Origin of the sequence: Bdellovibrio bacteriovorus (genome assembly GCF_025558485.1) — a bacterium.
Classification (GTDB): Bacteria; Bdellovibrionota; Bdellovibrionia; order Bdellovibrionales; family Bdellovibrionaceae; genus Bdellovibrio; species Bdellovibrio bacteriovorus_G.
Genome location: NZ_CP102930.1, coordinates 2,818,704 through 2,837,945, shown reverse-complemented (window position 1 = coordinate 2,837,945; position 19,242 = coordinate 2,818,704). Strand labels below are relative to the sequence as shown.

Annotated in this window: 18 protein-coding genes; 7 read left to right on the top strand and 11 right to left on the bottom strand. The window is 48.5% G+C overall.

What is annotated here, in order from left to right; genetic code table 11:
- Window positions 1-1,170, top strand: coding sequence for a hypothetical protein (locus EZJ49_RS13920; RefSeq protein ID WP_262552801.1), 1,170 nt, complete (start codon window positions 1-3; stop codon window positions 1,168-1,170).
- Here EZJ49_RS13920 and EZJ49_RS13915 read toward each other — a convergent pair.
- Window positions 1,165-1,851 carry a PleD family two-component system response regulator gene (locus EZJ49_RS13915; protein WP_262552800.1) on the bottom strand — a complete coding sequence of 229 codons (687 nt, stop codon included), beginning with the start codon at window positions 1,849-1,851 and terminating at the stop codon, window positions 1,165-1,167. The two genes, EZJ49_RS13920 and EZJ49_RS13915, sit on opposite strands and share 6 nt — an antisense overlap.
- 1 nt (window position 1,852) lies before the next feature.
- On the bottom strand, window positions 1,853-4,366 hold the full coding sequence (locus tag EZJ49_RS13910; protein WP_262552799.1) for an ATP-binding protein: 2,514 nt from the start codon (window positions 4,364-4,366) through the stop codon (window positions 1,853-1,855).
- A gap of 145 nt (window positions 4,367-4,511) precedes the next feature.
- Here EZJ49_RS13910 and EZJ49_RS13905 point away from each other — a divergent pair, with 145 nt between their 5' ends.
- Window positions 4,512-5,048, top strand: coding sequence for a putative glycolipid-binding domain-containing protein (locus EZJ49_RS13905; protein WP_262552798.1), 537 nt, complete (start codon window positions 4,512-4,514; stop codon window positions 5,046-5,048).
- A gap of 5 nt (window positions 5,049-5,053) precedes the next feature.
- On the opposite strand, the gene EZJ49_RS13900 is transcribed toward EZJ49_RS13905, so the two are convergent.
- Window positions 5,054-5,677: a hypothetical protein gene (locus EZJ49_RS13900; RefSeq protein ID WP_262552797.1), complete on the bottom strand. Its 624-nt coding sequence runs from the start codon at window positions 5,675-5,677 to the stop codon at window positions 5,054-5,056.
- Between the two features lie 125 nt (window positions 5,678-5,802).
- Between EZJ49_RS13900 and EZJ49_RS13895 the strand changes: the two genes are divergently transcribed.
- Together EZJ49_RS13895 and EZJ49_RS13890 are read left to right on the top strand one after the other, a co-directional pair.
- Window positions 5,803-7,659, top strand: coding sequence for a hypothetical protein (locus tag EZJ49_RS13895; RefSeq protein ID WP_262552796.1), 1,857 nt, complete (start codon window positions 5,803-5,805; stop codon window positions 7,657-7,659).
- Between the two features lie 117 nt (window positions 7,660-7,776).
- Window positions 7,777-9,036: a U32 family peptidase C-terminal domain-containing protein gene (locus EZJ49_RS13890; RefSeq protein WP_262552795.1), complete on the top strand. Its 1,260-nt coding sequence runs from the start codon at window positions 7,777-7,779 to the stop codon at window positions 9,034-9,036.
- 34 nt (window positions 9,037-9,070) lie between these two features.
- Here the strand turns inward: EZJ49_RS13890 and EZJ49_RS13885 are convergent, their stop codons facing one another.
- From EZJ49_RS13885 to EZJ49_RS13875, 3 genes are all read right to left on the bottom strand, one after another.
- Window positions 9,071-9,481 carry a bacteriohemerythrin gene (locus tag EZJ49_RS13885; protein ID WP_262552794.1) on the bottom strand — a complete coding sequence of 137 codons (411 nt, stop codon included), beginning with the start codon at window positions 9,479-9,481 and terminating at the stop codon, window positions 9,071-9,073.
- 91 nt (window positions 9,482-9,572) lie between these two features.
- Window positions 9,573-10,217, bottom strand: a complete 645-nt coding sequence (locus EZJ49_RS13880; RefSeq protein WP_262552793.1) for an alpha/beta hydrolase — start codon at window positions 10,215-10,217, stop codon at window positions 9,573-9,575.
- The gene (locus tag EZJ49_RS13875) at window positions 10,214-11,770 is read right to left on the bottom strand and encodes a S41 family peptidase (RefSeq protein WP_262552792.1); all 1,557 of its coding nucleotides are present in this window, start codon (window positions 11,768-11,770) and stop codon (window positions 10,214-10,216) included. Before EZJ49_RS13875 ends, EZJ49_RS13880 begins: the two co-directional genes overlap by 4 nt.
- A gap of 168 nt (window positions 11,771-11,938) precedes the next feature.
- Between EZJ49_RS13875 and rfaD the strand changes: the two genes are divergently transcribed.
- Genes rfaD through EZJ49_RS13860 form a run of 3 tightly spaced genes read left to right on the top strand, consistent with a single transcriptional unit; the run spans window position 11,939 to window position 15,455 of the window.
- On the top strand, window positions 11,939-12,907 hold the full coding sequence (gene rfaD / locus EZJ49_RS13870) for an ADP-glyceromanno-heptose 6-epimerase (protein WP_262552791.1): 969 nt from the start codon (window positions 11,939-11,941) through the stop codon (window positions 12,905-12,907).
- Window positions 12,908-12,921: 14 nt separating this feature from the next.
- Window positions 12,922-14,664 carry an aromatic amino acid hydroxylase gene (locus EZJ49_RS13865; RefSeq protein WP_262552790.1) on the top strand — a complete coding sequence of 581 codons (1,743 nt, stop codon included), beginning with the start codon at window positions 12,922-12,924 and terminating at the stop codon, window positions 14,662-14,664.
- Entirely contained in the window at window positions 14,664-15,455 is a 792-nt protein-coding gene (locus tag EZJ49_RS13860; RefSeq protein WP_262552789.1) for an RNA methyltransferase, read from the top strand. The genes EZJ49_RS13865 and EZJ49_RS13860 overlap by 1 nt, the downstream gene beginning before the upstream one ends.
- 9 nt (window positions 15,456-15,464) lie before the next feature.
- Here the strand turns inward: EZJ49_RS13860 and EZJ49_RS13855 are convergent, their stop codons facing one another.
- From EZJ49_RS13855 to hppD, 5 genes are all read right to left on the bottom strand, one after another.
- Window positions 15,465-15,713, bottom strand: coding sequence for a hypothetical protein (locus EZJ49_RS13855; RefSeq protein ID WP_262552788.1), 249 nt, complete (start codon window positions 15,711-15,713; stop codon window positions 15,465-15,467).
- Window positions 15,713-16,141 (bottom strand): hypothetical protein, encoded by a 429-nt coding sequence (locus EZJ49_RS13850; protein ID WP_262552787.1) that lies wholly within the window; start codon window positions 16,139-16,141, stop codon window positions 15,713-15,715. Before EZJ49_RS13850 ends, EZJ49_RS13855 begins: the two co-directional genes overlap by 1 nt.
- 5 nt (window positions 16,142-16,146) lie before the next feature.
- The gene (locus EZJ49_RS13845; protein ID WP_262552786.1) at window positions 16,147-16,560 is read right to left on the bottom strand and encodes a PspC domain-containing protein; all 414 of its coding nucleotides are present in this window, start codon (window positions 16,558-16,560) and stop codon (window positions 16,147-16,149) included.
- Between the two features lie 116 nt (window positions 16,561-16,676).
- Entirely contained in the window at window positions 16,677-17,861 is a 1,185-nt protein-coding gene (gene ribD / locus EZJ49_RS13840) for a bifunctional diaminohydroxyphosphoribosylaminopyrimidine deaminase/5-amino-6-(5-phosphoribosylamino)uracil reductase RibD (RefSeq protein WP_262552785.1), read from the bottom strand.
- Window positions 17,862-17,868: 7 nt separating this feature from the next.
- Window positions 17,869-18,927, bottom strand: coding sequence for a 4-hydroxyphenylpyruvate dioxygenase (hppD, locus tag EZJ49_RS13835; protein WP_262552784.1), 1,059 nt, complete (start codon window positions 18,925-18,927; stop codon window positions 17,869-17,871).
- Between the last annotated feature and the right edge of the window lie 315 nt (window positions 18,928-19,242).

Genomic DNA, 19,242 nt, shown 5'->3' with positions numbered 1-19,242 from the left:
ATGAATCTGAAAGCTGATTTTATCCAACAGCTTCGTTCTTCCTACAAGGGGCTTGCCACCAAGCCTCTTGAAGATCTGGTTTCCGAAAACCTGATCTCCCCTTTTGCGGTCACACTTCCGGAAGCCGTGGTCAAAAAGGCGGAAAAGATTGTATCCCTGCTGTTCAATTTGCGCGAACAGTCCTCTTACCTGAAACACTACGAAAATATCATTGCGGAAAAAGGTCTTAAGGACCCGGGCAACAAGTCCGTCATGATGAGCTATGATTTTCACCTGGACGAGCATCAGAACCTGAAGCTCATCGAGGTGAACACCAATGCGGCCTTCCTGATTCTGGGCTATGAAATGTACCAGATGAAAGGGCATGCCCTGCCCGTGGCGGATTTTTCCCGCGATGAAATCCGCAAGATGATCGAAACAGAGATGTCTTTGCAGGGTAAAACGACAGAAGTGTCATTCAAAGTGGCCATCACTGATGAAGCCCCTTCTGATCAGCGCCTGTTTGTGGAGTTCCTGGCTTACAATGAGCTGTTTAAATCCTACGGCTGGGATTCCCGCATCGTCGATTATCGCGATCTGTTCAAAGAGTTCTCTCCGGACTTTATTTACAATCGCTATACGGACTTCTTCCTGACCGAGCCTTCCAGTTCAGTTTTACGCGAAAAGTTCCTGAACCGCGAGGTTTGCCTGTCACCAAATCCATTTGAATACCTGATGCTGGCAGATAAGCAGCGTTTGATTGACTGGGGTGTCCCGGGCTTCTTGGAATCCCAAGGGCTGTCAGGATCGGATCTGGAGTTGATCCGCACATCTGTTCCTGAATCCTATGATGTCTGCGAATCAAAATCGGCTGAAATCTGGGCGGAACGCAAAAAGTTCTTCTTTAAACCCAAAAATGCCTTTGGCTCCAAGCAGTCCTATCGTGGATCTTCAATCAGTCGCAGTGCTTTTGATAAAATTATCGGGCATGACATGATTGCGCAGGAATTTGTTCCAGCACCAGAACAGACCTTTGAAACTCCGGAAGGTCCTCAGGCCTTCAAGTATGATCTGCGCTGTTATGCTTATCAGGGACGTATGCAATTGGTTCTGGCTCGCCTGTATCAGGGACAGGTTACAAACTTGCGCACACCTTATGGTGGGTTTGCCACTGTCGTTAAAGAATCATAGTTTTTTTGATCGAATCCACAATCGCAGTGGGGTCAGCTCTTTTTCCGTCAAACCAACAAAGTGAACCTGAATGCGGAAGAAGGTTTCCGTTGCTGTTTTGGTTTCCTCGCAAGCTGTAATTCGTAACGGCATCTTGCTGATGCCAATATCGTCATACAAACTGCTGGACAGACGCAGCACCATTCCCAGCGGCATTGGCACGTTGGATTTGATAATCATACCCAGCTCTGAAACAGTCATGATCTCGGTCTTGGTTTCCCATTCGGCCTTGGCATACACCGGGGCTTCCACAAAGTGAGCCGTGTCCTTTTCGCTTTTTGCCAGCAGATTTTTAATCTTAGCCAAAAGCAGTTCAGGGTCGATGGGCTTTACCACATAGTCATTGGCGCCGGATTCAATTCCCTTTTCAACATCCGCCTTTTCGCGTTTTCCTGTCAGCAGGATCACAGGCATCCTGGCAATTTGCGGATTATTACGAACAGTGCGGATCAAAGCATACCCAGTGGCCCCTCCGGGCATGATGGCATCTGTGATCATCAAATCAAATGGTTCGTTGGTCAGGCGATCCAAAGCGTCTATGGAATTGGTGCAGGATGTGACAAGATGATTGTCCTTCAGAAGCAAAGCTTCCAAAGTCAGCAGGACACTTTTTTGGTCATCCACGATCAGTATCTTTGCCATATCACGCCGCCTTCGTTCTGGCAGAGTACAGTTTAAGTTCAGACAGGCTTTCAAAAAGCTTCCGTTCGACTTGCTTTAACAGGAACTCTGCCTCGCCAAAGTCTTCGATGTCTTCCAGCTTCTGACAAAGTTCCGCCACATTTTTAGCCCCCAAGGTCGCCGCACTGGATTTCAATGCATGTGCGGCCTCGGAAACCCGATCACGGTCAGACTGAGTTATACCTTCGCGAATCTCGTGCAACAAAACCGGGCCGGACTGCTCCAGATCCTCGATTAACACCTCCGTCAGATCACGATCCTGCGACACCAGGTCTTTAAGGTTCTGCAAAGCTCGCAAGTCCAGGGTTTTTTCCGTAGGTTTAATCCATCGGTGTAAAACTTCGATCAGTCTATGCAGCTCCAAAGGCTTCGTCAAAAAATCATCCATCCCCGCTTCAAAGCAGGACTTGCGTTCACCACTGGTGCCTTCGGCCGTCAGCGCTATCACCGGGGTTTTGCGCGCTTTCGTGTTTTCCAGCAGACGCAGTTGTCGCGTGGCCTGATAGCCATTTAACACTGGCATCTGGCAGTCCATAAAGACCAGATCATAGTTTCGTGCCTGAAGTTTCTGTAAAGCGATCTCGCCGTTGCCTGCGATATCCACCGTCAATCCCAGCTTGCGCAGATAGGATTCCGCCACCCGCTGATTGACCACCTGGTCTTCAGCCACCAGAACATGACCCGTGAAGATCTTTGCAAAACGAATTTCCGAAGATTGTGGTAATTCGTCTTCACTGCAAATCGGCAGCTCCACCTGGAACCAGAAGTTCGAGCCCACACCCGGTACACTTTCCACACCGATATTTCCACCCATCAAATCCACAAGCTGCCTGCAAATAGAAAGGCCCAGGCCCGTTCCACCGAACTTCATACCGGCCCCTGCCTGGAAATACTTTTGGAACAGGGACTTCTTTTCGTGTTCCTGCAATCCCTGCCCTGTATCCTTGATTTCAAACAACAGGGCTGTTTTTCCATCACTGTCACCGCGACTGGAAATCTCGATACGCACAAAACCTTTTTCTGTGAACTTTACCGCATTGCCGATCAGATTCACCAGAATCTGACGCAGGCGACCCCCGTCACCTTTATAGTGCCATGACATCTTACCATCGAAGCGACACTCCAACCCGATGTTCTTTTCCGCCGTGGTGGGCTTAAACATCTCCAACACATCTTCAACAAGGAACTGTAAATCCAAAGGCTGTGGTTCCAGACGGATTTTACCAGCTTCAATTTTAGAATGATCCAAAAGATCGTTAATCAACATCAACAGGGATTCTGCCGAACGCTTGATGTTCCCCACATAATCCTGCTGTTCCGGATTCATATAGGTATCTCGCAAAAGCGTGGTCATTCCGATCACACCATTCATCGGTGTGCGAATCTCGTGGCTCATGGCCGCCAGGAAGTCGGACTTTTTCTGTGAAGCCTCCACTGCGGCTTCCCGCGCCTTGATCCATTCCTGCTCAACCATCTTGCGACGGCTGACATCCTTAAAGACAATCAAAGCCCCGGAAATACCGCCCTCAATATCATTCAGTGGACGACTGCTTAAGGAAATATAAATGCCTTCCGGATGCTCCTGATTCTGCACGAAGATTTCCAGATCATCCACCCGATCGCCGCTTAAAGCGCGATACAACGGCAGTTCTTTACGGGTATAGAGACGGCCTTCTTCAGGGCTGTAAAAGCCCAGGGCTTCGACACTGGAATCCGTGGAAACTTCCTTGATCTTTGATCCGATGATCCTTTGTGCCGCCGCATTGTAATGCGTGAACCAGCCGTTCTGATCCACCACAATCAGGGCCTCGCTCATGCTATTTAGAATAGTATCCAGCAAGATGGATTTTCCTTCCAGACTCTGGATATGCTGAGTTTGCTGATGGTGCTCTTTTCTTTGCAACACGCGGCTGACCAGAATGAGGAATACAGCCGCCCCCAATCCCCACAAAAACTGAAGACCTTGTGCTGTGGGTTTGAAATTCAAAGGAGCCGCCGCCGCTTTCATTTCGATCAACTGATGCTGAATTTGATACTTGGTTTTATCCAACGACTCTTCAGCCTGCGCAGGTTTTCGGCCGGGATTCATCAATTGACTGTTCGCCGTTTCGATATGCTGACGAATCAGGTGCCCCAGCTTTACAGCTTCCGGTTGTGCGGAAGGGTCTTTCCTTGTGGCCAATGAAAGACGCGCCAGCTGCCCATTTAACGATGAAATGCTTTGGTTGTACTCTTGCAAGTCCTGCGGGTTGCGGGATTTCAAGAAAACATTCTGGAAATAATCAGCACGTGCCACAATGCTTTCCACATTGCTCAGAACTTCAGTCAGCTCCGTCTTCGGACGCTCTGAATATTGACTGATCTGCAACAGTTCCGGACGCTGAAATGTCAGGTATCCCAGGGCAATCAAACCCAGCAGGCCGATTTCGACCCCATAACGAGCAAGCAATGTCCTTAGAATTGATGCGGACCCCATAAACTACCTAACTCCTGATTTACTTATCGGAGAGGTTATCTCAGCATGAAGCAAAAATCTGAGCTGTCCAAAACATGATCATTTCCGCGAAAATTTAGACCCGGTAATCCAAGTCCAGTATGCTATCATCCTTGTTGAGGTGAAGATGCAATTGCAGGACGTTGTCTGGGAATCCCTTCGGGAACCAGGTTTTGAGCATTTGGTGTTGAAAAAATCGGGTGAAAATATTTTCGCCGACTCCCTGCTGGTCTATCCTGACTCCAGCGGAAAATTGCAAAGAATCAAGTACAGCATCACCATGGATGATTCCTATAGCGTGCAGAACTATCACGTCCATTCCCTGACAGACCCGGCAAAGAAGCTGGGCACGTCAGACCTGATCGAATCGCTTTTTGTGGATATTTACCCATCCCCATTCACCAACACCCTGCCAATTCAATGGATGCGCTCTCAGTTCCTTCAGGTTTACGAAATGGAAGTCACCTGGGTGGATGCCCTTCAGTTTAAAACAAAAACCGCCACACAACGCTACACTGAGCTTAAAGTGGGTACTGAGCAGAGCATCTATCGTTTTGAATCCATCGACGGAAAAACAAAAGAGGTCCACTTTAGCGCGGACCTCACTGTGGACAAGGATTGTCTGGTTTTGGAATATCCCGGCTATTTCCGCCGAAGGACGTAATCGACTTAAGGCCTGAATGGCACGGCATCGTAGCGAACTGACAGATACTGCGAGGTTTCGCCCTCTTTTTTCACCAGCATCAGCTCAAACTCGGTGTGGGATCTTTGATAGATCTTATACTGAGCCCCGCTGGATTCAAGCCACTCTTCCAGATTTTCATTCGGTGGCATCGCTGCACTTTTCAGATTCCAAAATGAAAACCGCTGTGCCTCTGTCAAAAGCTGGAACTGCCAAAGGCTTTGCCCCACTCGGTGCTTCTTATGAGTGTCGATTAAAGTCGGTGCCAGCAGGGAAAATCTACGGCCAAGGTCCTGAGAGGCATTGCCACAAAGGATTTGCGCCGAGTCTGACGCCTTCAAGAAGGACTGATAACCATGCAAGCGCGTCTTTCCCGCACCAGCCGTGCTTTCCACATAGTATTCCACATCTCGTGCCACCAAAACCGTTTCTGGCAGGCGTTTCAGGGAACCCACGAACTCGCTGCGCAGCTCTGTCAGAAACTCAGGACGGCTGTCACAGGCCGGGGCTGTCGCGAACTGCGGAAGCAAGAGTTTGCCGGGGGCCGCGCCCTTAAAGGCGAAGGACGTCGTCGAAATCAGCACCAGAAGTAAAAAGCCAGATGTCTTCATTGTTTCCCCTTATTATGTCCAGTCTAGTATTCGGAAGAACTTTTTTAGGGCTTAATATTAAAGTGCAGGCCAGTCGTGCCGATATGAAGAGTGTCTCATTTTTCTACAAGGATGGTGGAAGCAACATGACGATGAAACATAGTGGCGCTCGAAAGTTACAGCAACTGACGAACTTCTATTCGTCTTTCGATCAACTCAATGGTGTGCATCCGTGGATGGACGCTGTTAAAGACGGATTTGTTTCCTACAAGGTTCGCGAACTTAACACTGGCAATGTCGCTTACTTTAACTTCATCCTCGCAAAAGAAATGGGATTGATTCCACCCGATCATCCTCATCAAATGAGTGACGACCTTCAGCAAAAACTTATCGAAACCTTTTCTTTGCAAATCATCAACGAATACGACGAACTGACTCACCGTCGCATTGATCCGGCCACCATCCGTCCTCATAAATATATGGCCACACGCTACCTGCAACTGCAACACAGCAACAAACAGGGAAAAACTTCCGGCGATGGGCGCGGCATCTGGAATGGAACGGTTTACCACCGCGGCACCACCTGGGATGTTTCCAGTCGTGGAACAGGCGTAACCTGCCTTGCCCCGGGTGCTGTTCAGGCCCAGAAGCCTCTAAAAACCGGTGGCACAGAGTTTGGCTATGGCTGTGGTCTGGCCGAAATTGACGAACTGTTAGGAGCCTCCATTCTGGCTGAAGTCATGCATTTGCAGGGTATCGGTACAGAACGCATGCTGTGTGTGATTGATCTGGGCAAAGGTTACGGCATCGGCGTTCGCGCCGCGCAGAACCTGATTCGTCCGGCTCACTTGTTCCTGTATCTGAAGCAGGAACGCTGGGACAATCTGAAAGCGGCCACCGACTATCTGATCGATCGTCAGGTGGACAATAAAGTTTGGAATATTAAAGCCAAGGGCACTGGCAAGTATGATGAAATGCTGAATGAAATCTCCAAGTCCTTCGGCGAATTCACAGCAATTCTGGATACGGATTATATTTTCGCATGGCTGGACTGGGACGGTGACAATGTTCTGGCTGATGCCGGCATCATCGACTACGGCAGTGTTCGTCAGTTCGGCATTCGTCATGACAAATACCGCTATGATGATGTGGAAAGATTCTCGACCAACCTGAACGAACAAAAACAAAAAGCCCGTCTGATCGTGCAGGTCTTTGCACAAATGGCGGATTATCTGAAAACCAAAAAGAAGAAGCCTTTGCGTGAATTCGCCCAGCATCCTGCGGTGCTGAACTTCAACAAGGCCTTCGATCAAAAACGGGCTGAGCGTCTGCTGTACCGCATGGGCTTTAACGAAACTCAACGCAATCATATTATGGCCAAAGAAGGTCTATTTGAACGCTTTGACAAAGAGTTTTCATTCTTTGAAAGAGCCAAAGTCAGCGGTAACACGGAAAAGGTCGCAGACGGCGTGAATCACCCGGCCCTTTACAATATGCGCACGATCATGAAGGAATATCCACGCTTCCTGATGGAAAGCCCCCTGCCGTTTGAAAAACGCTGGATGACAGAAAATAGTTTCTTTAAGACTGTACTGTCCGGCTTTGCCAAGTCCCGCGATGCCCGCATGGGCGAAAAGCAACGCCGCCATATCGAAGCTTTCCAAAGTATCTACCGTGAACTGGTGGAAACAGCCTCCGGCCGCAACAAGCCTGAACATATTTTAAAAGGCATCTGCGATCGCGCTGAAAAACTAAACTCTGACAAACGCATCACCGGAAATGCCTTGATTGAGATGGTTGAAGAAATCATCTCTGAAAAGAAAAAGGGCCTTCCGATGGAACAGATTCAAAAAATCGTAGATAAGCTGGTCTATGAACAAAACGGCATGCCGGAAATTCCGGTCAGTCGCTTCTACCGGGACCAACTGGCCACCCCAGCGGTGAAAATGGACCTTTATGCCAAGCTTTTAAGTCTGGTGGAAGAAAACAAAGAGTCCATCTAAAACCACGGACCCGGCAGCAATGCCCGGTCCTCAACCCCAGGGTTGTATTTTTGGCCCCCTCCGTTGAGTTCAGATCACGAAAGGATTAGAACGTCCCTGATTTAAAAAGGGGATGGAATGAATCCGGAACTGCTGATGCCTGCGGGCTCTCTTGAAAAACTAAAATACGCTTATAACTTTGGTGCCGACGCCGTCTATGTCGGGGTTCCCCTTTTCAGCCTTAGAGCCCGTGAAAATGAAATGACATTTGAAGACCTTGAAAAAGGAATCCAATTCGCGCGCGACAACGGAAAGCAGATCTACGTCACAGCCAATATTTTCGCACGCAATCTGAAGCTGAAATCCTTCCGTGAAAATTTCAAAAAGTGGGTCGATCTGAAACCAGACGCCTTTATCATGAGCGATCCGGGTCTGATGATGATTGCCAAAGAGGTCGATCCCGACGTCAATATTCACCTTAGCGTTCAATCCAACTGCATGAACTGGCAAAGTGTAAAATTCTGGCAGCAGCAGGGCGCCACACGCATCATCCTAAGCCGTGAATTGCGTCTGGAGGAAATCAAGGAAATCCATGAAAGGGTTCCCGATATCGAGTTGGAGGCATTCGTTCACGGCTCTATCTGCATTGCCTATTCCGGCCGCTGCCTGCTGTCGCACTATATGAGCTATCGCGATGCCAATCAGGGTGTTTGTGACAACAGCTGCCGTTACGGCTACAATATCTATAAAGCCGACGCCAGCAAGGAAGAGGAATTTTACCTGGAGGATCTGCGCAACAAAGGGCAGTTCTATCAGATTGATGAAGATGAAAACGGCACCTATATCATGAATGCCAAGGACCTGTGCGTGATTGAGCACCTGCGCGAGCTACGCGACGCGGGCGTCTGTTCTTTCAAGGTCGAAGGGCGCACCAAATCCGTTTACTACGCCGCCATGACTTCACGTATCTATCGCAAAGCCATCGACGACATGACGGCCGGAAAAGAATTCGATCGCAGTCTTTTGCTGGAGCTGGATAAGATTGCCAATCGCGGCTATCACAAAGGCTTTGTGGCAGGAAACCTAAGTCATCATTCTCAGGAATATCGCCATTCAACCTCCAGAAACTACAGTCAGAAATTTGCGGGCATTGTGCTGGGCGAATCCGAACAGCCGGGATATATTAAAATTGAAGCACGTCACAGATTGCGTCCCGGCGAAGAAATTGAAGTCATTTCCCCCACCGGGATTCAGAAAGCCGTAGTGGGGAAAATTGTTAACGACAAACAGGAAAGCGTTGCTCAGGCCGGAGGCGGCGGGTTGATCTATCACCTTGAACTTCCCATCAAGCCACCAGTCAATTCCCTGGTCAGTCTGCTGGAAAAAGGCGGGTTCTAAAATAAGAATGCAACCTTACGGGCGCATTGCTTTTTCAAGCGGACTTCTTGGCGGCAATTTCGCCGTACTTGGTGTCGATCCCCATAATATGAGCGGTCAGCCAGGTTTTCAGGAATTGGAAGAACGCGGGCGTCAAGGTGCCGGTTTTTTCAAACTCTGCCTGATGCCCCTTAAGACGCTCGATCAAATCCCGGTGGATTTTTTTATGAACAGCCGCCTGCGAGTACGGCAATGTATCGAAGAACTTTTCCTCGTGATCAAAGTGAGTCACTGTCCATCCGGCCAGTTCGCGCACGATGGATGCCAGTTCTGTTTTAGTCGCCTTGTTTTCATTGCGTTCGTAGAGCTTGTTCATGATCTCAATGAGCTTTTTATGTTCATTGTCCATGGCATCCACGTGTGTTGTCAGACGGCTTTGATCCCACTTAAAGAATGTTTCAGACATTTTTCACCCCTTATCCGATGTGTTAAATATTTGTAACATCTAACTCATCGGAGGGGTGGATAGGTGGCTACATGACGGCCGTCATAAGGGTTCAATTTTTTCTTAGATCAGATAATTGGTCACGAACCCAGCGTCTTATAATGGGATACTCTTCGTCTTTCAACGTGTGATCTTTTTCCATCTCGACCCACTGGACCCGCAAACCGGCATCTTTCAGCTTATCGACACCATACTTGGTTTCTTCCAAAGGCAGGATGTCGTCCTGGTGACCATGAGTAAACAGCCAAGGGGTCTGTTTGGCTTCCAAAGACAGATTATTACGCCAGCGTGGATAGAAGTTGAAATAGCCACTGATACCAACGATACCGCCCAGTTGCTTTGGATAATTCAAGCCCACATCCGCGCTGATCAGACATCCTTGTGAAAATCCAAACAGGAAGATCTTTCGACTGTCCCAGCCCTGATTTTCCAGATCGTTCAGCAAATCAAAAAGCTTTTCGCGAATTTTCAGGACACCATTTCCCTGGAATGGCGGTTCACCATACCAGGTATAGCCATCCAAAAACTTTCTTGGGGCATTCAGTAAAAGATAATTCATCTCTGGCAGATTCATTTCTTCATCAAAAGAAAAGAACGGACGAATGCTGTCACCGCGACCATGCAGAACAATCATCAGAAAGTCTGACTTCTTTTTTGCGGGAATAAACTTGTGCTTAAATAGTGTCGTCGAAATCATAGCCCTGCCCTAGCAACTGCCTTAGTACAAAATAAAACCTGACGTGCTTTTGTCATCTGTTTATCGTCTGAAGAAAGTCCATCTTCCATTTCCAGACATTCACCCGTGGCAAAAGCTTTTCCGGCCAGACGAACCTGTCTTTCCGGGGCACGCAATGGATGAATGAACTGCTCTGCCTCGCGCACCACAGAGATCTCTTCAAAATTCACTGTCACATCGGGTTCAAGCCCCTTCATCTGCGGTGATCTGCCGGAAGGAAGATAGTAGAAACCCTTGGTTTCAAACAACGCGATCTTTTTGTTCTGAGACCAGTATTCACCTTCCTGGAAAGAGCCTTTTCCGAAAGTTCTTTCACCCACCAGCACCGCACGGTTCAAATCACGCAAGGCTCCGGCAACGATTTCCGAAGCACTGGCAGATGCCGCGTTGATCAACACCGCCATTGGCAGGTCGAAACGCTTTTCCTCGCCGCCATAGTAGTCCTCTGACTTTTTACTTGGGTCCAGATAACGAACTTCAAAGATTTTTTCATCCGGCCCGACGAACAGGCTCGCAATACAGGCAGCCTCTTCCATCTGGCCACCCGGATTGTCACGCAGATCCAGTAACAAACCACGCACATGTGACTTCTTCAAAATATCCAGGGACTCTTTCACTTTATCGCACGCGCCACGGGCAAATTTGTTAATTCCAACAACCGCAATTGGCTTGATACCGTCGATCACGCGAGTGGAAACCGTGGCGATGGTGATTTCCTGACGGCGCATACGGAACGTCAGCTCCTCCCCGTCTCGCAAAACACGAACTTTCGCAATTTCACCAACTTCGCCCTTTAAAAGTTCCGACACACGGGCCTGCAAAAGACCCTGAACCTCATGACCATTCACTGACAGCAAAACATCACCCTTTTGCAGGCCTGCCTGCTTGGCCGGACTGCCTTCCGTCAGCTTACGAATGACATACTTGCCGTGAGCAGTCCCCAGTGAAATCCCCAGACTGACAGAGCGACTGTCGGCTCTGGAAATCACTTCCTGAAACTGAGACACCGGCATGAAGTAAGTGTGAGGATCACGGAAAACAGAAATGAAACCATTCAATCCCAAGCCAACCATCATAGAGTGCTGAGATTCAGGGATATGATTGTCCTGCAAATCTTTCCAGACTTTCAGGAAAGAGATTTTCACAGCCTGATCCGTGTTTTCGGCAAAGAATTTCTGCCAAGGCTCCAACTGCTTTTTTTCTGAACTGGTGTCGGCAGACAAAGCTTCATGGAAAGGAACAAGCTGTCCATTCAACCCAAGGCTCAGATTGTAGCGATTGGCAATCGTCAGAATCGAATTGGCGCAAGCCAGGAAGTAGCGCTGGGAACTGCTGCAAGTCTGATCCTGCAAAAGGTCTTCAAGAGCTGCGGGACCCAGGCCTGTTTCAGCCCAGTAGTTTTCTGTGGATTTGACCTTCGAGGTCGCAGTACCGGAAGCCCGCCAAAGATAAAGGCCGGCCCCCAGAACCAATACAGAAAGTGACAATGTAAAGAACCTTGGTGAACTGAGCACTAAAAGCCTCCGACCCGACGGTTTTCCTAAAGCAACGGTCATGCCCACTCAGATCGAATTGGTTGCACTTCGGAGCTGTATTTTGGAACTTTTTTCCTGTTCGCCAAGGGCCTAAACAACGCCCCCGGCCTTGAGCTTTCCCAGGGGCTGTAATACCTTAAAATCACTATGATTATCGTAACAGGCGCAAATGGTTTTATTGGCAGTGTGATGGTGTGGGAACTCAACCAAAAAGGGTTCACCGATGTGATCGCCGTGGACTCTGTGGGATTGGACGAACGCAACCTGCTTCGCAAGCAAAAAATCTCTAAATTCCTGCTGAAGGATGAGCTATGGCCATTCCTTGAAACTGATGAAGCCAAAAAGAAAGTCACATGGATCATTCATATGGGGGCTTGCTCTTCCACTACAGAAACCAACAAAAACTTCCTTTGGGAAAACAACACTCACTACACCCAAAGAATCTTTGAATGGTGTGCAGAGCATGGCAAATCCATGATCTACGCCTCCAGTGCCGCGACTTACGGAGCTGGCGAACTGGGCTTTGACGACACCACTGATCCAGAACAACTTCGTCCGCTGAACTTGTACGGCGAATCCAAAGTTCTGTTCGACCGCTGGGCGGTGAAGCAGACGAAAACTCCGCCGCACTGGTATGGTTTAAAATTCTTCAATGTCTTTGGCCCGAATGAATACCATAAAGGCCCGATGTCCAGCGTGGCGTTCAAAGCTTACAATCAAATCAAAGACACAGGCGCTTTGGGACTGTTTAAATCCGCTGATCCAAAATACAAAGACGGCGAATTTATGCGCGACTTCGTGTATGTGAAAGACGTCACCGGCTGGATGGCCGAGCTGATGGATAAAAAACCTGCCAATGGTGTTTACAACATGGGCTTCGGCAAACCACGCACCTGGCTGGATCTGGCTGGTGGTGTGTTTAAGGCCATGGGCAAAGATATGAAAATCAACTGGCTGGAAATGCCGGAAAATATTCGCGGACAGTATCAGTACTTTACCGAGGCAAAAACCGACAAGTGGCTGGCAGCGGGCATGAGCCCGGCGAAATGGCCTTTGGAAAAAGCTGTTGCCGATTATGTTCAGAACTATCTGTCCAAAGAAGACAAAGACATTTAAGAGAGCGTAAATTCATGGAGACGGACTTTCTACCGCCACACTTAAGAAAATACGTCGTAGAACAACACTACGAAAAATACACGGCCATTGATCAGGCCGTCTGGCGCTATGTTTTGCGCCAGTTAAAAGCCTTCTTGTCCAAGCACGCTCACGAATGCTATGTGGAAGGTCTTGCAAAAACAGGAATCGACATCGAACGCATTCCGCGTATTGAGGACGTCAGTAAAAAGTTGCAGGATTTTGGCTGGAAAGCCCTGCCCGTCAGTGGATTCATTCCACCGGCAGCCTTTATGGAACTGCAATCCCTGGGGGTTCTGCCGATCGCCTCTGATATGCGCACTTTGGATCATTTGCTGTACACTCCCGCTCCGGACATTGTTCATGAGGCGGCAGGACATGCGCCGATTCTAATTCATCCGGAGTTTTCTGATTACCTGCGCAGATACGCACAGGTGGCCAAGAAAGCCATCATCAGCAAAGAGGATCTGGATCTTTACGAAGCCATCCGCGACCTGTCTGACATCAAGGAAAATCCGGCATCAACACCAGAACAGGTAAAAGCCGCGGAAGAGCATCTGGACAAAGTGGGAAAAAGTATTTCCCATATTTCTGAAGCCTCTGAGCTTTCCCGTATGAATTGGTGGACTGCGGAATACGGGCTGATCGGTGAATTGAACAATCCAAAAATCTTTGGTGCAGGTCTGCTTTCCAGTGTGGGTGAATCCAAGTGGTGCTTAAGTGCCAAGGTTCAAAAAATTCCTCTGACTGTGGATTGCATTAAGACCAGCTATGATATTACCGAGCCTCAGCCACAGTTGTTTGTGGCGACAGATTTCAAAAATCTGGTTCAGGTTCTGGATGAAATGGCCGACCAAATGGCCTTCCGTGTAGGCGGCCTTAAGGGTCTGCATAAAGCCATCCAGGCTGAATCCGTCAATACAGCAGAGTTTAATTCAGGTATTCAGGTTTCAGGGCAAATCATTGAAGCCATCACCGATTCCACGGGTGTTGCGGCCTACTTGCGGTTGCAAGGCCCGTCGCAGTTGTCCTATCAGGATAAAGAATTGTCAGGGCATGATAAAGCATATCACGCTCATGGATTTGGGACCCCTGTTGGCTTCCTGAAAGCTCAGCCGGGCAAGTGCCCGTCCACTTTCACCGATGCGGAATGGGCGTCCCTGAACGTCGCTCCGGGGAAAACCGTGCATTTGGAATATGCTTCCGGCGTGGTTGTCACAGGCGAAGTTCAATCCCGCTTGGTTCGTGATGGAAAAACAATTTTGTTAAGTCTGAAAAATGCTTCCGTAAAATTGCAGGATCGCATTTTGTTTGCTCCGGAATGGGGCACGTTTGATATGGCAGTCGGTTCCAGTGTGGTGTCTGTCTTTGGTGGTCCGGCGGACCGCGAAGCTTATGGCGAAACCACGGACTTTGTTGCCAAGCGCGTACCAGCTCCGAAATATTCTGAAACCGAATTAAAACGTCAGTCACTTTATGCCGCTTTAAGAAAAGCTCGCGAAGACAAACTTCAGGGCGAGACTTTGTCGTCCACCTTGGAAAAGCTTCTGACTGAACACAAAACAGTGGCTCCGCAGGATTGGTTGTTGTATTTGGAAGCTCTGGAGCTGGTATTGTCACGAGCTCCTCAGTCTTCACTGAAAACCCAGCTTGAAAAAGATCTGTCCCAGCTTGCATCTAAAGACGAAAAAACAAGCGGCTTGATCGCTGATGGTCTGGTACTGGCGGGAGCCCTTTAATGAAACGTCCTTTTGAAGTTCGCATTGTTCTGGTTCGCACAATCTATGAGCGCAATGTCGGCGCCACGTCCAGAGCCATGAGCAATATGGGTGCTGAAAAGTTGATCCTGATTGATCCCCAATGCGAACTGACCTATGAAGCTCAGCAGGCGGCCGCGACCGGACAAACAGGTTTACAGAACCGCACAGTGTACGGCTCTTGGGATGATTTTTTGGCTAAAGAACCCGAAAGCATCAAAGTGGCCTTCACCGCCCGCGATGGCAAAGGCCGCCAGGTGCGCGACATGGAAGAGGTCTTTCAGGATATCGCTTCAAAATCCCCGCAGTTTCAGGTGCAGAGCGAAGTTCCCTATGTATTGCATTTGATTTTTGGTCCCGAGGACTGGGGGCTTGCCGGAGAAGATCTGGAACACGCCAACTTCTGCGCCTGCATTCCGACCTTCGGCGAAAACTGGAGCCTGAATCTGGCCCAAGCCACACTGCTGGGCATGTTCGGCCTAAGACGCGCCTGGGGCGGAGATCGCACCAAGCTTGATGGCGGTAAGATTCGTAGAGCACCTCAAGGTATCGAGGGCATCAATCCCGAACAAACTTTGAAAATTTGGCTGGAAGAAATGGGTTTTGATCTGACCCGCCAAAGAAAGATCAATGTCTTCACAGTTCTGCGCCGTATGCTTTTGCAAAACACACCGACGAAGAAAGAACTGGTGATTTTAGAAACCGTTCTTCAGCAAAGCATTCGTAAACTGCGGGAATGGAAAGAGCTCCAAAAGCGCGACAACAATCAATAGGCCAATAGCCTAAGGGTGCTTGCACGAACGGATCTTCATCAGCTTTGAATCAAAGGTGAATTCAACAACTTCCTGAGACTTTAGCGCTTTCTGCATACAACGATAGTCGGCCCCCTTATCAACTTCCAAAGGGATTGATACTGTCGCCATTGTCACCAGATAGTTATTTTTCAGCGGATTTTTTTGCAGGGAAAGGACCTTGCCCGTAAAAGCAAAGTCCGCCATCACCATCAAAGGAAAAAGCAGCCACCATCCCATTAGGATGTCAGAAGCTCCTCGTTCAAACGATCTTCCTGTTCACGGATGGATCGCAGTTTTTTATCAAGCTTTTGCAGAGCTTGCGCCATGCTTTGCCCCAGATCATGAAGCTCGCTGATGCGGTTCATGGTTTCATCTTCCTGCCCTCCCACCAAACGCAGACTTTCCAGTTTGGCAGAGTTCAAGTCGATTTCCTTGGACAAGGATTCCAGCTTTTGATTGAGTTTTTTACGGTCTTCCACCAACGCCTTGGTCATTTCACGAATCTGATCGAGGTCCAGAACCTCCAACTGCCCGTGAGCAAAAGCGTCTTGTGAATCTTGTGATTTCTTTTCGGATTCATGGTCCTCACCCTGGAAAGCTTCCAGAAACAAAGACCATTCGTTTTTAAGGGATTTTACGATCGACCTACTACTGTCATCACCCATATAAATTAAAATACTCCTGCGCTCTTTGAGCGACTTGCGGATTCATCGGCCTTGGGAATTAAGAAGTAACAAAGGCCGTATCCCAGAATTGCGGCTCCAAATGTGACCAGCAAAAACAGAACAAATCCCGTTCTTACGATCCCCACCTCAATCTGGTATCGTTTAGATATTCTAGCACAGACTCCAAGAAGCTTTCTATCTAGAGCTTGGTCCAGTCTATCGACGCGGGGCAAACAGACCGCTAAGATCAAATAAAACAAGATTCCAGAACCAAACCAAAGAACCGCAATCAACCAAATGACGCGCAGTATCCAAGTTTCAATCCCCAAAGCATCGCCCAAACCCTTACAAACGCCAGCTAAAGCCCCTTTGTTAGAGCGAACCCAACGATAGTCTAGTTTCTGTGCTGTTTGTTCCATAGAGCCCCCGAAATTACCTTCCCCACTTACCAACGCAGCGCTTCTGCAAAAGTAAGCAGGTACCTTTTGGTTTTAGCATCTTTGTGGGGGTTGCACTATTAAAAGTACGGAAGGGTTTAAAAGGTTCCCGTGATCATGAAATCGTTACCGAAAGTCAGGTAATGGGGATTGTGAATCTGGATCTTATCCAGCATAGCGTTGATACGGATTGTCTCTGTCCACGAGCGGGAACCGCCAGATCCCATGATGATCGGCGCCTGAAACATATAAATGCGATTTACCAAGGCTTCTTTGATAAAGGAGCTGGCCGTAAAAGCCCCACCCTCAACCATCACAGAGCGAATACCTTGAGTATAAAGTTTGGCCAAAAGATCCTGTAAATCCAGGTCCCCACCGACACGGGTTTTCACATAAACAATCTGCGGTGCCTTTCCCAAAGACTGACGAAGCTCTTCGACCTTTTCCTGAAGTTCTTCAGCCACACACCAGAAAACATCCGCCGGATCATGCACATCCGCCAGCTTCAAGTGAGCAAATTTGGGAAGCAGCTCGGCCTCTGCATCGATGACGACCACCTTATTTTTTTTGCTGATCGTGGAATGGCGAATATTCAAGGAAGGGTTGTCGAATTCAATCGTGCCCTTTCCCACCAAAACAGCATCGTGGCAGCCGCGAACATAATGCACATATTCACGGGATTCAGGTCCGGTAATCCACTGACTTTCACCGGATTTTAAAGCCACCTGACCATCCAGACTGGAGGCCATCTTTAAAGACACAAAAACTTTTTTCTGACGGAAGTTCCAAAGAAAGGCTTCGCAAACCTCTTCAAGTGCCAGCTTCAAACGACCCTCCAGAACCGGATCGGCAGAGGAAAACACCTCTGCCTGGATGCCTGCCTGACGAAGAATCTCGGCCCCCTGCCCGGCCACTAAAGGGTTCGGATCGATCAAACCGAAGGTGACTTTTTTTAATGGCAGCTTGGCCATCATTTTTGCACAAGACGGGGTTTTTCCCTCATGCGCGCAAGGCTCCAGCGTCACAAAAGCGTGTGCCCCCTTAAGCTGTTCAGGTTTCAGGTCCTTCAGCGCATTCACTTCTGCATGAGGGCCGCCGTAAAATTCGTGATGCCCGGCCGACAGAAATCCGCCCTGAGCATCCAGAATCACAGCCCCCACCAAAGGGTTCGGACTGACCCGCGTCGCTCCTTTGTACGCCTCACTGATAGCCAGCCTCATGGCTTCTTCAGCCGAAAGCTTGGTACCCAGAGCCGGAACAGGAACGGAGCGAATCATATCCATAAATCACCTACGTCAAGTAACCGCGTTCACGCTGATCGCGCTCAATTGCATCAAACAAAGCCTGGAAGTTTCCGTCACCAAAACCATCATGGCCTTTACGCTGAATCAGTTCATAGAAGATCGGACCAAAAGTGTTCTTGGTGAAGATTTGCAGAAGATAACGGCCTTCTTTGTCACCATCCACAAGAATCGCATTCTTTTCCAGACGGGAAATATCTTCAGACACACCCGGCACACGTTCTGGGATCATTTCATAGTAAGCGTGCGGCGGAGGCGTCAGGAACTGAATGTCGCTGCTTTTCAATGATTCCAAAGAATAGTTGATATCGTTCGTCAGCAAAGCGATGTGCTGGATACCAGAACCTTTATATTCATCAAGATATTCCTGAATCTGGGATTTATCCTCTGTCGGCTCATTGATAGGTACAGAGAATTTACCGCAAGGGGATCTCATCGCGCGGGAAAGCAGACCTGTCTTGGAGCCACGAATATCGAAGAATTTAGCCTCATAGAAGCCAAATACGTCTTCGTAGAATCTTTGCCATTTGTCCATTTCACCCTTGGGCACATTGTTGGTGAAGTGATCCACAACTGTGAAACCCACTCCGACTGGAGCTTTGTCTTCCGGCTTCACCTGGAAGATTTCATTGTACAGTTTGTCGTGATTTTTCTGATCCATGAAGTAGATCAAAGAGTCGCCGATCCCGTAAATTGCCGGGAATGGTGTAGCCCCTTTTTGATGATCATTGCCTTCGTAAGGACGTGCTCCGCGAGCCACAGCCGTTTTGAAAGCATGTTCAGCATCAATCACACGGAAGCCTGTCGCACAAACGCACGGGCCATGAAGTTTGGCAAAGTCAGTGGCGAAAGTCTGAGGTTCGCAGTTCAAAATGAAATTGATATCACCTTGACGGAAAAGTTTGATGTTCTTGCCATGCACCTGACCTACTTCCTTGAAAGCGTAGCGCTTGAAAACTTGTTCAAAGAAATGTGCATCAGGGCCGGAATATTCGATGAAATCAACCCCGTTAAGGCCAACAGGATTTTGCTCTGTGATTTGAGCCATGAGTCCTCCATAGTTACTTATATGGTGCTGACAGTAGCCCTAATCCCACGCTTATTCAAGCATGATTAAACTTAGGAATATCAATCATTTAGATGTCTTTTATTACAGATGATCAATGTAACAGGATCATCTATGTGGGGGATGTTCATATTTTAAAAAACAACCGATACTAAACATATCGTGGTTTCCCGTATCGACTGTTGCCACTCAGAACATTTAATCAACAATAAGGAAAACCATGGAAAGAGCTCCGCAGAAAAAACTATCGCCCTGGTTCTATGTGGCGCTGGTTGTACAAACTCTTCTGATTATACT